The sequence below is a fragment of the Citrobacter sp. RHB25-C09 genome, from assembly GCF_013836145.1.
Lineage (GTDB): Bacteria > Pseudomonadota > Gammaproteobacteria > Enterobacterales > Enterobacteriaceae > Citrobacter_A.
The window spans coordinates 549,032-562,711 of the sequence record NZ_CP057483.1 but is presented as its reverse complement, the minus strand read 5'-3'; the positions used below and the strand labels follow the sequence as shown (position 1 = coordinate 562,711).

At 54.9% G+C, this 13,680-nt stretch carries 16 protein-coding genes; 9 read left to right on the top strand and 7 right to left on the bottom strand.

From position 1 onward, the window contains the following. Nucleotides 1–54: 54 nt before the first annotated feature. Nucleotides 55–918 carry a 16S rRNA (cytidine(1402)-2'-O)-methyltransferase gene (gene rsmI / locus HVY19_RS02715; RefSeq protein ID WP_181682856.1) on the bottom strand — a complete coding sequence of 288 codons (864 nt, stop codon included), beginning with the start codon at nucleotides 916–918 and terminating at the stop codon, nucleotides 55–57. Nucleotides 919–982: 64 nt separating this feature from the next. Here rsmI and HVY19_RS02710 point away from each other — a divergent pair, with 64 nt between their 5' ends. From HVY19_RS02710 to dolP, 4 genes are read left to right on the top strand one after another with little or no spacing between them, the layout of a single operon-like run. Next, a complete protein-coding gene (locus tag HVY19_RS02710) occupies nucleotides 983–3,043 on the top strand; it encodes a penicillin-binding protein activator (RefSeq protein WP_181682855.1) in 2,061 nt (686 codons plus the stop codon). Then, nucleotides 3,001–3,396, top strand: coding sequence for a YraN family protein (locus HVY19_RS02705; RefSeq protein WP_181682854.1), 396 nt, complete (start codon nucleotides 3,001–3,003; stop codon nucleotides 3,394–3,396). The genes HVY19_RS02710 and HVY19_RS02705 overlap by 43 nt, the downstream gene beginning before the upstream one ends. A 34-nt stretch (nucleotides 3,397–3,430) precedes the next feature. Then, entirely contained in the window at nucleotides 3,431–4,021 is a 591-nt protein-coding gene (gene diaA / locus HVY19_RS02700; protein WP_181682853.1) for a DnaA initiator-associating protein DiaA, read from the top strand. 9 nt (nucleotides 4,022–4,030) lie between these two features. Beyond that, nucleotides 4,031–4,606 (top strand): division/outer membrane stress-associated lipid-binding lipoprotein, encoded by a 576-nt coding sequence (gene dolP / locus HVY19_RS02695; RefSeq protein WP_181682852.1) that lies wholly within the window; start codon nucleotides 4,031–4,033, stop codon nucleotides 4,604–4,606. A 99-nt stretch (nucleotides 4,607–4,705) separates the two neighbouring features. Here dolP and HVY19_RS02690 read toward each other — a convergent pair whose 3' ends face one another. Then, complete coding sequence (locus HVY19_RS02690) at nucleotides 4,706–5,743, bottom strand: permease (protein WP_181682851.1); 1,038 nt, start codon at nucleotides 5,741–5,743, stop codon at nucleotides 4,706–4,708. Between the two features lie 169 nt (nucleotides 5,744–5,912). Next, entirely contained in the window at nucleotides 5,913–6,545 is a 633-nt protein-coding gene (locus tag HVY19_RS02685) for an NAD(P)H-binding protein (protein ID WP_181682850.1), read from the bottom strand. A gap of 127 nt (nucleotides 6,546–6,672) precedes the next feature. On the opposite strand from HVY19_RS02685, the gene HVY19_RS02680 reads away from it, so the two are divergent. Next, on the top strand, nucleotides 6,673–7,191 hold the full coding sequence (locus HVY19_RS02680) for a type 1 glutamine amidotransferase domain-containing protein (protein WP_181682849.1): 519 nt from the start codon (nucleotides 6,673–6,675) through the stop codon (nucleotides 7,189–7,191). On the opposite strand, the gene HVY19_RS02675 is transcribed toward HVY19_RS02680, so the two are convergent. Beyond that, nucleotides 7,171–7,614, bottom strand: coding sequence for a YhbP family protein (locus HVY19_RS02675; protein ID WP_181682848.1), 444 nt, complete (start codon nucleotides 7,612–7,614; stop codon nucleotides 7,171–7,173). The two genes, HVY19_RS02680 and HVY19_RS02675, sit on opposite strands and share 21 nt — an antisense overlap. A 52-nt stretch (nucleotides 7,615–7,666) precedes the next feature. Between HVY19_RS02675 and HVY19_RS02670 the strand changes: the two genes are divergently transcribed. Continuing rightward, on the top strand, nucleotides 7,667–7,969 hold the full coding sequence (locus HVY19_RS02670) for a GIY-YIG nuclease family protein (RefSeq protein ID WP_181684201.1): 303 nt from the start codon (nucleotides 7,667–7,669) through the stop codon (nucleotides 7,967–7,969). Here the strand turns inward: HVY19_RS02670 and HVY19_RS02665 are convergent. Then, entirely contained in the window at nucleotides 7,956–8,459 is a 504-nt protein-coding gene (locus HVY19_RS02665) for an N-acetyltransferase (RefSeq protein WP_181682847.1), read from the bottom strand. The two genes, HVY19_RS02670 and HVY19_RS02665, sit on opposite strands and share 14 nt — an antisense overlap. After that, on the bottom strand, nucleotides 8,453–8,977 hold the full coding sequence (locus tag HVY19_RS02660; RefSeq protein WP_181682846.1) for an SCP2 domain-containing protein: 525 nt from the start codon (nucleotides 8,975–8,977) through the stop codon (nucleotides 8,453–8,455). Before HVY19_RS02660 ends, HVY19_RS02665 begins: the two co-directional genes overlap by 7 nt. A 220-nt stretch (nucleotides 8,978–9,197) precedes the next feature. Here HVY19_RS02660 and HVY19_RS02655 point away from each other — a divergent pair, with 220 nt between their 5' ends. The 3 genes from HVY19_RS02655 to HVY19_RS02645 all read left to right on the top strand — a co-directional run bounded on the left by HVY19_RS02655 (nucleotide 9,198) and on the right by HVY19_RS02645 (nucleotide 12,266). Beyond that, nucleotides 9,198–10,193: a peptidase U32 family protein gene (locus HVY19_RS02655; protein ID WP_181682845.1), complete on the top strand. Its 996-nt coding sequence runs from the start codon at nucleotides 9,198–9,200 to the stop codon at nucleotides 10,191–10,193. Beyond that, a complete protein-coding gene (locus tag HVY19_RS02650) occupies nucleotides 10,184–11,080 on the top strand; it encodes a U32 family peptidase (RefSeq protein WP_181682844.1) in 897 nt (298 codons plus the stop codon). The genes HVY19_RS02655 and HVY19_RS02650 overlap by 10 nt, the downstream gene beginning before the upstream one ends. A 178-nt stretch (nucleotides 11,081–11,258) precedes the next feature. Next, entirely contained in the window at nucleotides 11,259–12,266 is a 1,008-nt protein-coding gene (locus HVY19_RS02645; RefSeq protein ID WP_181682843.1) for a luciferase-like monooxygenase, read from the top strand. A gap of 89 nt (nucleotides 12,267–12,355) precedes the next feature. On the opposite strand, the gene mtr is transcribed toward HVY19_RS02645, so the two are convergent. Beyond that, nucleotides 12,356–13,600 carry a tryptophan permease gene (gene mtr, locus HVY19_RS02640; RefSeq protein ID WP_181682842.1) on the bottom strand — a complete coding sequence of 415 codons (1,245 nt, stop codon included), beginning with the start codon at nucleotides 13,598–13,600 and terminating at the stop codon, nucleotides 12,356–12,358. Between the last annotated feature and the right edge of the window lie 80 nt (nucleotides 13,601–13,680).

Below are 13,680 nucleotides of genomic sequence, written 5' to 3'. Positions count from 1 at the left end.
TGTCAGCTCATCACATTAACGCGTATTCAGTGCGCTGAGACGCGCTTGTCGCGATCACGAACTCTGCTGCTCCAGCGCATATTTATACAGCGCGTTCTTCTTCACCCCATGAATGTCTGCCGCCAGCGCGGCAGCTTTCTTCAACGGCAGTTCAGTCTGTAATAACGCCAGAGTGCGCAGCGCATCGGCAGGCAGCGCATCGTCCTGCGCTTTATGTCCTTCAACGATCAGCACCATTTCGCCTTTGCGTCGGTTTTCATCCTCTTTAACCCACGCCAGCAGTTCACCCACCGGCGCGCCGTGAATGGTTTCCCAGGTTTTCGTCAACTCACGCGCCAGCACCACATAACGAGATTCCCCCCACACGGCGACCATATCCTCCAGGCTCTCCAGCAGGCGGTGTGTGGACTCATAGAAGATGAGGGTGCGCGGCTCGGCCTCGACCGCTTTCAGGGCATCGCGCCGACCTTTTGACTTAGCAGGTAAAAAGCCTTCATAACAAAAACGGTCGGAGGGAAGTCCCGCTGCGCTCAACGCAGCAATAGCGGCACACGGCCCCGGCAGCGGCACTACGCGAACGCCATGTTCACGACAGGTGCGTACCAGGTGATAGCCGGGATCGTTAATGAGCGGCGTTCCTGCATCCGAAACCAGCGCGATGTTTTGCCCTTCTTTCAGCTTCGCCACCAGCGTTTCCGCCTTTTGCTGCTCGTTATGGTCATGCAGCGGGAACATGCGGGCGTTTATCGCAAAATGCTGCAACAACAATCCGGTATGGCGGGTATCTTCGGCGGCAATTAAATCAACGGCTTGCAGCACTTCAAGGGCGCGTTGGGTAATATCAGATAAATTCCCGATAGGAGTAGGTACAATAAAGAGGTGGCCGTAAGAATTCTCCGCCGATTCGTGTTGTTTCATTGTGTCGTCCGTATTGCCGATTTAATATTGAGCACTGCGTATAAAAACTATCACTGGATACAGTATGGTACCCTTAACACTTTCTCGTTTAAAAGCCGCGCGCTGTCTGCCCATTGTTCTGGCAGCACTGATTTTCGCCGGCTGTGGCACCCAGGCGCCCGATCAGAGCACTGCCCATATGCAGGGCACTGCACAGGCTGATTCCGGCTTTTATCTGCAACAAATGCAGCAAAGCGCAAATGATAGCAAGACCAACTGGCAATTACTCGCCATTCGTGCACTGCTGAAGGAAGGAAAGAGCCAGCAGGCTATCGAGTTGTTCAATCAACTCCCGCAGAATTTGACGGATACCCAACGTCAGGAACAGGCTCTGCTGGCAGCAGAAGTGAAGCTGGCGCAGCAAGATTATGCCGGTGCGAAGAAGCAACTCGGTGATATCAATGTTGACGCTCTGGAAAAAAACCAGCAGTTGCGTTTCTGGCAAACCGGCATTGCCGCTGAACAGGGACGCCCTTCTCTGACGCTGCTGCGCGCGCTGATAGCCCAGGAACCGCTGCTCGGCGAGCAGGAAAAACAGAAAAACATGGACGCCACCTGGCAGGCTCTCTCCTCTATGACCCCGGAGCAAGCCCAGGCGCTGGTGATCAATGCCGATGAAAACGTCCTGCAAGGCTGGCTGGATCTGCAGCGCGTCTGGTTTGATAACCGTAACGACCCGGACATGATGAAAGCCGGCATCGCCGACTGGCAAAAACGCTATCCGCAGAACCCCGGTGCAAAACTCCTGCCGACGCAACTGGTGAATGTCCAGAGCTTTAAACCCGCCTCCACCAGTAAAATTGCCCTGCTGCTACCGCTCAATGGCCAGGCGGCTGTTTTTGGTCGGACTATCCAGCAAGGCTTTGAAGCAGCCAAAAATCTGGGGACGCAACCTGTCGACGCGCAGCCCCAGCCCGCCGCGCAGCCTGCGCCCGTCGCCGCTCCCGATGCCGCGGCTGAACAACAACTGCAGACAACTGACGGCGTTGCCAGCCCTTCTCAGGCTTCTGTCAACGACCTGACTAACGAGGAACAACCTCAACAGCCAGCTCCTGTCAGCGCGCCACAGGCGGTTACTGCGCAGCCTACCACCGCCAGCGCGGCGGCGAATCCCTCTGCAGAACTAAAAATTTATGACACCAGTTCGCAGCCGCTCGACCAAATCCTGACGCAAGTTCAACAGGATGGCGCGAGCATTGTGGTCGGCCCCCTGCTGAAAAATAACGTGGATGAACTGCTGAAGAGCAACACGCCGCTGAACGTGCTGGCGCTGAACCAGCCAGAGACTGTGCAAAGCCGTGCCAATATCTGTTATTTCGCCCTTTCCCCGGAAGATGAAGCGCGCGATGCGGCTCGCCATATCCGCGCTGAAGGCAAACAGTCGCCGCTGGTGTTGATCCCACGCAGTGCGCTGGGTGACCGCGTGGCAAAGGCGTTTGCTCAGGAATGGCAGACGCTGGGCGGCGGTACTGTGCTGCAACAGAAGTTTGGCTCGATGTCTGAGTTAAGAGCAGGGGTAAACGGGGGTTCTGGCATTGCGTTAACAGGTAGCCCTATTACGACTGCTGCGCCACAGCCTGGCGTTACCATTGGCGGTCTGACGATTCCGGCTCCGCCAACTGACGCGCAAATCAGTGGTGACGGCGGACGTGTGGATGCCGCGTATATTCTGGCAACACCGAACGAAATCGCCTTTATTAAGCCGATGATCGCTATGCGCAACAGTAGCCAGAGCGGCGCTACGCTTTACGCCAGCTCGCGCAGCGCGCAGGGCAACGCCGGCCCCGACTTCCGTCTGGAAATGGAAGGCTTACAGTACAGTGAAATCCCGATGCTGGCCGGTGCGAATTCGTCGTTAATGCAGCAGGCGCTCGGCGCTGTTCGTAACGACTACTCGCTGGCTCGCATGTACGCGATGGGCGTTGATGCCTGGTCGCTGGCGAATCATTTCTCGCAAATGCGCCAGGTTCAGGGTTTTGAAATCAACGGTAATACCGGCGCATTAACCGCCGACCAGGATTGTGTGATTAACAGGAAGTTATCATGGCTCAAATACCAGCAAGGGCAGATCGTCCCAGCCAGTTAACGAGCAAACAGGTCGGCGACGCGTGGGAATTGACCGCGCGCCGCTGGCTGGAGTGCAAGGGACTGCACTATATCGCCGCCAACGTCCGTGAACGAGGCGGTGAAATCGATCTGGTCATGCGTGATGGCAAGACAACCGTTTTTGTCGAGGTTCGGTATCGCCGTTCTGCGGGCTTCGGTGGCGCAGCGGCGAGTGTGACACGTAGCAAACAATCTAAATTATTACAGACGGCCCGATTGTGGCTCGCGCGTCACAATGGAAGTTTTGATACTGTGGATTGCCGGTTCGATGTGTTAGCCTTCACCGGAAATGAAGTTGAGTGGTTTAAGGATGCATTTAGCGACTGCTCATAATGTTTAAACCAGTACCTGGTTTTTAAGGACTAGCGTGTTAGAAAGAATTAAGGTCTGCTTTACAGAGAGCATTCAAACTCAAATTGCTGCGGCGGAAGCCCTTCCTGATGCTATCTCCCGTGCCGCCATGACGCTGGTTCATTCGTTGCTTAACGGCAACAAAATTCTTTGTTGTGGTAATGGGACATCTGCCGCCAATGCGCAGCATTTTGCTGCCAGCATGATCAACCGCTTTGAAACTGAGCGTCCCAGCTTACCCGCGATTGCACTAAATACGGATAACGTGGTCTTAACTGCGATTGCTAACGATGGTCTGCATGATGAAGTGTATGCAAAACAGGTCCGGGCGCTGGGCCACGCAGGCGATGTCCTGCTGGCAATTTCGACGCGGGGTAACAGCCGCGATATCGTAAAAGCGGTAGAAGCTGCCGTGACGCGCGACATGACAATTGTGGCGCTGACCGGTTATGACGGAGGGGAACTGGCAGGTCTGCTGGGGCCGCAGGATGTGGAAATCCGTATTCCTTCGCACCATAGCGCCCGTATTCAGGAAATGCATATGCTGACGGTAAACTGCCTGTGCGATCTTATTGATAACACCCTTTTCCCTCACCAGGATGATTAAGGAGTATACATGAAGGCTTTATCGCCAATCGCAGTCCTTATTTCTGCGCTGCTTTTGCAAGGTTGTGTGGCTGCTGCCGTTGTTGGTACTGCAGCGGTGGGAACAAAAGCGGCAACAGACCCACGTAGCGTTGGCACCCAGGTGGATGACGGGACCCTGGAATTACGCGTCAACAGTGCGCTGTCTAAAGATGAACAAATCAAGAAAGAAGCGCGTATCAACGTGACGGCTTATCAGGGCAAAGTGCTGTTGGTCGGCCAGTCGCCAAACAGTGAACTCTCTGCGCGGGCAAAACAAATTGCGATGGGCGTAGAAGGCACAACTGAAGTCTTTAACGAAGTACGTCAGGGACAGCCTATTGGTTTGGGTGCAGCCTCTAACGACACGTGGATCACCACGAAAGTGCGTTCCCAGCTGTTGACCAGCGACCAGGTGAAATCATCCAACGTGAAAGTCACGACCGAGAACGGCGAAGTATTCCTGCTGGGTCTGGTCACTGAACGTGAAGCCAAAGCGGCAGCGGATATTGCCAGCCGTGTCAGCGGCGTGAAACGTGTGACCACAGCGTTTACGTTTATTAAGTAATTATTGCGGATGGTTTGCCGGATGGTGGCGTAAACGCTTTATCCGGCCTACCTACCCCGTAAGCCCGGTAAGCGACAGCGCCACCGGGCATTCCCACGGCTATATCAGCGCAAGACTTCCTACAATCACACCCGATACCGCCACCAGTGCGCCGGTTAACCACAGCGCTTTTGCCGGGAACGCTTTACGCAGCATAATCAGCGATGGCAGGCTGACTGCGGGTAAGGTCATCAGCAGCGCAAGCGCCGGTGCGGTACCCATTCCAGCCAGCATCATGGTTTGCACGATCGGAATTTCAGCCGCCGTCGGTATGACAAAAAGACAACCCGCCACGGCCAGCGCAATGACCCACATCACGCTGTTATCAATCGCGCCATCAGCATGAGGGAACAGCCAGACGCGTGCGGCACCCAGTACGAGAACCGCAAGGATATAGACCGGGATCGTGCTCCAGAACAATAACCACAGCGCTTTACCCCAACGGCTAAAAAAACCGCCCTGGGCATCGGATTCGGTCATCTCGACGGGCATTTCAACCTGTGGCGACTCTTTGACCCATTTTTGCACCAGCGTTGCCACAACCAGCACCATTGCCAGCCCGGCGACCAGTCGAATCGCGGCAAAATGCCAGCCGAGGACAAAGCCCATAAAGACCAATGTTGCCGGGTTCAGCAGCGGATTGCCCAGCCAGAACGCCAGCGCGCCGCCCATCGATACCTGCTGACGGCGCATCCCTGCAGCGACCGGCGCGGCGCAACAGGTACACATCATACCGGGCAATGAGAAAAGCGTCCCAAACAGCGTACCGCGAAAGCGCGATTGCCCGAGCGTGCGTAAAAGCCAGTCACGAGGGATCAGCACCTGGATCAACGAGCCGAGAATCACGCCGAGCACCGCCGCCTTCCACACCGCCATGAAATAGACCATTGCGTAATCCCAGGCCGCCTGCCATGGGTTCGCTTCTGCCTGCGCGAGGATAGATTTACCGATGCTGTGCGTTTCTGCGGCGGTAAAGGCTTTGCCATAATAAGGCTGCCATTTCACATACCAGAGGCCGACGATAACGACGAGAAAGAAAAGAGCGGGTTTCCACCATTGAAATGGCGCTGCCGCCTGAGATGAAGACTGACCAGCCATAGCATTCCCCAGGGAGTGTTAGATTATTTAGCGGGTGAATATTACGCCGATGATTAATATTTGGAAATGGCAATTTTGCCCGGTGGCGCTGGCGCTTATCGGGCCTTTGGGTCAGTGCAATCTTGTAGGCCGGATAAGACGCTATGCGTAGCCATCCGGCAAAATGCTACTATGCGCGTTCCCGCAATTGTGATGATGTCAGGATTGTCACCCCGTCTTTCTCCGGTGCCAGCGCCTCCGCCAGCAGCGCCCGCGCCACATCGCGCGCTTCAATCGATTTCCAGTTTCCGGGTAATAGCCGGAACAACGGGGCAAAAATCGTTTCATTGGTTCGCTGTTTCGCCCTGTCACCGAGCAGCATTGACGGGCGCGCAATGGTGAGTCTCGGCCAGTTCTGGCCAATCAGTGCCTCTTCCATCTCCCCCTTCACGCGATTATAGAAAAACGGTGAATGGGCGTTTGCCCCCATCGAACTCACCACCAGCATATGCTGTGCACCCAGACGACGGCCCGTCAGCGCGGTATCAACCACCAGCGTGTAATCGGCATGGATAAATGCCTCTTTGCTGCCCGCTTCGCGTCGGGTGGTTCCCAGACAGCAGAAAACAATGTCTACCGGATCGGTGACCTGCGCCAGCGCATCGGTTAATTGTGGATCGTGGGGATTAAAGACCCCTGGCATATCCGCCAGCGGACGGCGCGTAGGCGCAGCCACCGAATGGATCTTAGGCTCATTAAGCAACATCCGCAGCAGATGCCCACCCACCAGCCCCGTCGCGCCTGTAATCAATACCTGACTCATCCTCACCCCTTTACAGAATTGTCCGCCTTGCGCTCTCAGCTTCATCGACCAGACTTAATGGTTCACAGGGTAATTATCCATCATCATGGAAATATTGCCTCATCCAAGGCCTTAAAGCGGAGGACGCATGAGTAAGAAAATTGCCGTATTAATTACTGATGAATTTGAAGATTCCGAATTCACTTCACCCGCAGAAGCATTCCGTCAGGCCGGACACGAGGTCATCACCATTGAGAAGCAGGCGGGGAAAACGGTGAAAGGCAAAAAAGGCGAAGCCAGCGTCGTGATTGATAAAGCGATTGAGGACGTTCGTCCCGCTGAGTTCGATGCACTACTGCTGCCAGGCGGCCACTCGCCGGATTATCTGCGTGGTGACGACCGCTTTGTGACCTTTACGCGAGATTTTGTGAATAGCGGAAAACCCGTATTCGCGATTTGCCATGGCCCGCAGTTGCTGATCAGTGCCGACGTTCTTCGCGGACGTAAGGTCACTGCCGTTAAACCCATTATTATTGATGTGAAAAATGCGGGTGCGGAATTTTACGACCAGGAAGTGGTGATCGATAAAGATCAACTGGTCACCAGCCGAACGCCTGACGATCTCCCGGCGTTTAACCGTGAGGCGTTACGCATCCTCGGAGCCTGAGCGACGCAGCCAGACTAACTTTTTACCGAAGCCCAGCGTGTTGTCAGTGAATTTAATTTCATCCAGACGAATTTCCCAGACTGGCGCTGACAGCATTCTGGCAACCGGGAAGCGACGATTATATTTCTGTCTTGCGGCGTCGCTTTCCCCCCCCTCCAGCTTACAAATAACCCCTTTAAACTGCACGCCGCGAATTAGCGCTACCGTTTTCGGCTGGCCGTTGACCGTTCCGGCAATGTTTGCCTGGGAGCCGGACATTTGCGCGTGACGCGTTTTCTCCTCTGTCAGCACGTAGAAGGCCACTTTTTGCGCATCATAAATGTAGAACGCATTCGCACACCACAATTCCCCCTCATGGTGTACGCACCATGTCACAACGTGCTGTTTCGCCAGCCAACGGCTAATCGCAGTGAGTGTTTCCATCTCTGTTCTCTTTTATACTGAGTGCCAGAAACGTAACACGACGAAGGTCATGATGACACCCTGGTATCTCTATTTGATCCGTACTGCCGACAATGCCCTGTACACCGGCATCACCACCGATGTGGCGCGCCGTTATCAGCAGCATCAGAGCGGAAAAGGCGCAAAAGCGCTACGGGGAAAAGGGGAACTGACGCTGGCGTTTTCTGCGCAGGTTGGCGATCGTTCGCTGGCGTTACGTATGGAATACCGCATCAAGCAACTCACCAAGCGTCAGAAAGAGCGCCTGGTGGTCGATGGTGTTGGGTTTGCGGCATTGCTTAACAGCCTGCAAACCCCGACGCTTAAAAGCGATTAAAATGATCGTGATACTCGACCAGTCCTGTCACACCCTTGAGCGCATCGTCAGCTAAGCGATGCACCTGAAACGCGCTTTCGGTCCCCGGCCAACGGCAGTGAAGATCGTAATGCGCGGCAAGTTCAAATCCTAAACGTCCGTACAGCGCCGGATCGCCCAGCGTAACAACGGCGGCGTAGCCAAATTCGTTTAGCGAATCCAGTCCTTCATAGACCAACTGACGCGCCAGGCCTTGTCCCCGGTAATTTTCATCTACCGCCAGCGGCCCCATCCCGACCCATTGCAGATCTTCTCCCTGCACGTCGACGGGACTGAATGCCACATAGCCCACCACCTGACCTTCATCGTCCGTGGCAACCAGACCGAGCGTCAGAAAACCGTCTTCACGCAGATCGTGAACCAGTTTTGCTTCCGCATCGCTTTCGAATGAGCGACGCAGCAGGGCATCAATGCCCGGCGCGTCAATGGGAATTTCTACTCGAATTAGCATGGTTCACCTACCGATGTCTGTTTGGTTTCTGTTGAGGGCTTCATGCCCGCTTCAACAAAATCTGCCAGTTGCAGCAGCAAGACGCGTAACGCTTTTGGCATCTGCTCCAGCTCAATGGCATCCATCAGGTTTTTAACATACAACCCTAGTTCCGTGTCGCCTTCAATAACCAGACGACGCTGGAAGAAAAGCGTATCCGGGTCCTGCTTACGCGCCGCAATCATCAGCAGATCGCTGGCATCCGCGCTAAAACTCACGTCGGCTTGTGCATTCTGGCTGACGATCAGTTTGTCGTTCTCTACAGAGGTATACCATGTAAGGCCAATATCGCGAACTGTAATACTTAACCAACGGCCTTCGAGGAACTCCAGCTCCCCATCTGCCAGCGCCTGGCGAAATTGCCAGCTCAGGACCTGTTGCAGAACCTGGCGCTGCAGCGCAAAGGGCGTCAGTTTAACCGGCACACTCATCAGAGACGGACCTAAATGTACTAAGCGTGAACGCAGCTTATCTAACACGAGCTTTACTCCCTGTTTCAGTTGTCCCGCTATTCTGCCATATCAGAAAAATGACATAGCGGCATAAATCAACAATTGCGTGCGAAAACCGTACCTCTTTATTGCTGATATCAATACGACTTTAACTGCCTTAAATCAAAAATTGTCGCAGCAAGGTTAACTAAAATTCCTGTTCTTTAACAATTATGCGTCCCAGGCGGCGCAACCTTCAGGAAAAATTATGGAGCTGCTCTGCCCTGCCGGAAATCTCCCGGCGCTTAAGGCGGCAATTGAAAACGGCGCTGATGCCGTTTACATCGGGCTTAAAGACGATACTAACGCCCGTCACTTTGCCGGTCTTAACTTTACCGAGAAAAAACTGCAGGAAGCGGTGAGTTTCGTCCATCAACATCGACGTAAATTACATATTGCGATCAATACCTTCGCTCACCCGGACGGCTATGCCCGCTGGCAGCGTGCCGTCGATATGGCAGCACAGCTGGGTGCTGACGCGCTGATCCTCGCCGACCTCGCGATGTTGGAGTATGCCGCAGAGCGCTACCCCCATATTGAGCGCCATGTCTCAGTTCAGGCTTCCGCGACCAACGAGGAAGCGGTGAACTTTTACCACCGTAATTTCGACGTCGCGCGCGTTGTCCTGCCACGTGTGTTGTCGATCCATCAGGTGAAACAGCTTGCTCGCGTAACGCCGGTGCCGCTGGAGGTTTTTGCATTCGGAAGTCTGTGCATTATGGCGGAGGGCCGTTGCTATCTCTCTTCTTATTTGACCGGAGAATCGCCGAATACGGTAGGCGCCTGTTCCCCAGCCCGCTTTGTGCGCTGGCAGCAGACACCGCAGGGGCTGGAGTCTCGCCTCAATGAAGTGTTGATTGATCGCTATCAGGATGGGGAAAACGCCGGGTATCCGACGCTATGCAAAGGCCGCTATCTGGTCGGCGGCGAGCGATACCACGCGCTGGAAGAACCGACCAGCCTCAATACGCTTGAACTGCTGCCGGAATTGTTGGCCGCGAACATCGCCTCGGTGAAAATCGAAGGTCGCCAGCGCAGCCCGGCCTATGTTAGCCAGGTGGCCAAAGTCTGGCGCCAGGCCATCGACCGCTGCATCGCCGACCCGCAGAATTATGCCCCGCAGGCCGCGTGGATGGAGACACTCGGTGCCATGTCCGAAGGCACCCAGACCACGCTTGGCGCGTATCACCGTAAATGGCAGTGAGGGAAGCAATGAAATATTCCTTAGGACCCGTGCTCTATTACTGGTCGAAAGAGACGCTGGAAGATTTTTATCAGCAGGCAGCAACTAGCAGTGCTGATGTGATTTACCTTGGCGAAGCGGTATGCAGCAAGCGCCGTGCGACCAAAGTGGGCGACTGGCTGGATATGGCAAAATCGCTCGCCGGCAGTGGCAAACAGGTGGTGCTCTCAACGCTGGCGTTGGTGCAGGCATCGTCGGAACTCAACGAGCTGAAGCGCTATGTTGAAAACGGCGATTTTTTGCTGGAGGCCAGCGATCTCGGCGTAGTGAACATGTGTGCTGAACGCAAGCTGCCGTTTGTTGCCGGACACGCATTGAACTGCTACAACGCGGTCACGCTGCGCCTGCTGCTCAAACAGGGCATGGTGCGCTGGTGTATGCCGGTGGAGCTTTCCCGTGACTGGCTGATCAACCTGCTCAACCAGTGTGATGAACTGGGCATACGCAATCAGTTTGAGGTAGAAGTGCTGAGCTACGGGCATCTGCCCCTGGCCTATTCTGCGCGCTGCTTTACAGCCCGTTCCGAAGACCGCCCGAAGGACGAGTGCGAAACCTGCTGCATTAAATATCCAAACGGTCGGGACGTGCTTTCGCAGGAAAATCAGCAAGTGTTTGTGCTCAATGGCATTCAAACCATGAGCGGCTATGTCTATAACCTGGGCAACGATCTCACGTCGATGCTGGGTCTGGTGGATATTGTGCGCTTGTCGCCCCTGAGTACGGAGACGTTCGCCATGCTCGACGCTTTCCGCGCTAATGAGCACGGCGGCGCACCGCTACCGCTTGCGGCACACAGCGACTGTAACGGCTACTGGAAGCGTCTGGCGGGACTCGAGTTGCAGGTGTAAATTTGTCGGATGGCGGCATGAATGCCTTATCCGGCCTACTCTGACCTGTAGGCCTGATAAGCGTAGCGCCATCAGGCATGTTATATTCGGCACTTGCCATATAAAGCTCACTTTGTTAACAACATTCGCTAATCTTTAATGCAGTATGGAAAGATTAATCGGAACAAAGTGAGCCGTTATGACTGATAAAACCATTCCCTTTTCGGTGCTGGATCTGGCGCCGATCTCCGAAGGTTCTTCTGCTAAAGAAGCCTTCACACACTCACTAGACCTTGCTCGCCTCGCGGAAAAACGGGGCTATCATCGCTACTGGCTGGCTGAACACCATAATATGACCGGGATCGCCAGTGCAGCAACCTCTGTACTGATTGGCTATCTGGCGGCGAACACCACCACCCTGCATCTGGGTTCCGGTGGCGTGATGCTGCCGAACCATTCTCCGCTGGTGATTGCCGAACAGTTTGGGACGCTCAATACTCTCTACCCCGGGCGTATTGACCTGGGCCTTGGTCGTGCGCCAGGCAGTGACCAGCCGACGATGCGCGCGCTGCGTCGTCATATGAGCGGTGATATCGATAATTTCCCGCGCGATGTGGCCGAGCTGGTGGACTGGTTCGACGCGCGCGATCCGAACCCGCACGTGCGGCCGGTTCCAGGCTACGGTGAGAAGATCCCGGTGTGGCTGTTAGGCTCAAGCCTGTATAGCGCCCAGCTCGCCGCGCAGCTGGGACTGCCGTTTGCGTTTGCTTCCCATTTTGCACCGGACATGCTGTTCCAGGCGCTGCATCTGTACCGTACCCAGTTCAAGCCTTCTGTGCGTCTGGATAAACCGTACGCGATGGTATGCATCAATATCATTGCCGCCGACAGCAACCGCGACGCGGAGTATCTGTTCACTTCCATGCAGCAGGCGTTTGTGAAATTGCGCCGGGGTGAAACCGGACAGCTTCCTGCGCCGATTCAAAATATGGATCAGTTCTGGTCGCCTTCGGAGCAGTACGGCGTGCAGCAGGCTCTGAGCATGTCGCTGGTGGGGGATAAGGTGAAAATCCGCCATGGGCTGGAATCTATTCTGCGTGAAACCCAGGCCGATGAGATTATGGTTAACGGGCAGATTTTCGATCATCAGGCGCGCCTGCATTCGTTTGATTTGGCAATGCAGGTGAGAGAAGAGTTGGTGGGGTAGCCATTGCTTTGCCCGGTGGCGCTTCGCTTACCGGGCCTGCGGGATCGCGTAGGCCGGATAAGGCGTAGCCGCCATCCGGCACAAAAGGATCACTGATACACCGGCAACAGATTAAAACTCGATAAGATATGTACCAGCGCGTTGCCCACGCCGAATACCAGAATCAGCGCAATCATCGGCTTACCGCCCCAAACGCGGAATTTCGGGCTGCCAAAGCGTTTGCGCGATTTACGTGCCAGCAGCGCCGGGACAATCGCCGCCCAGATGGTTGCCGCAAGTCCTGCGTAGCCGATGGCGTACAGAAAACCGTTCGGCCACAGCAGGCCGCCCACAATCGGTGGCAGGAAGGTCAACAGTGCGGTCTTGAAACGCCCCATCGCCGAGTCGTCAAAACCAAACAGATCCGCCAGATAGTCAAACAACCCCAGCGTAACCCCAAGGAATGAGCTCGCCACTGCAAAGTTTGAGAACACTACCAGCAGCAGATCCAGACTGCGGCTATTCAGCACACCGCTCAGCGCTTGTACCAGCACATCAATATTGCCGCCCTTCTGTGCAATGCCGATAAATTCCGGACGCGGGATGTTACCCATCGTCCCTAACAGCCAGATGCTGTACAGCACCAGCGCCAGCAGCGTGCCATAAACCAGGCACTTCACGATGGTGCGCGGATCTTTTCCATAGTATTTCATCAGGCTTGGCACGTTACCGTGGTAGCCAAACGATGCCAGACAGAACGGTAGAGTCATCAGTAAGTAAGGCGTATAGGAAGCATGACTCTCCGCGACGTTAAACAGCGTTGCAGGCTGAACATGTCCCAACAGGCTGCCGAAGGTCAGGAAGAAAGTGATCACCTTCGCACCCAGCACAATCGCCGTCATACGGCTAACTGCTTTAGTGCTCATCCACACCACCACCGCGACCAGCAGCGCAAACCCCAGCCCCGCAGCGCGCGCCGGAACGTTAAGCGACATCTCAGCAAAGGTGTGATGCAAAATCGAACCGCTGGCGGAAATGTACGCGTAGGTCAAAATGTAGAGCACAAAGGCAATCGAAATGCCATTCACCACGTTCCAGCCTTTACCCAGCAGATCTTTGGTAATGGTGTCGAAGCTGGAGCCAATTCGATAGTTCAGGTTCGCCTCAAGGATCATCAGCCCGGAATGAAGCATACAGAACCAGGTGAACACCAGCGCCGCCATGGACCAGAAAAACCAGCTACCCGCCATAACCACTGGCAGAGAGAACATCCCTGCGCCAATGATGGTGCCGCCGATGATCACCACACCGCCGAGCAGCGAAGGTGACGTCTGGGTAGTGGTTAGTGTTGCCATGTAGCGATTTCTCCAGCGAAAAATAATGTGACCGCATTTTATTGTGTTGCACTGTACCAGTACAAGAGTACAAAAGGAAT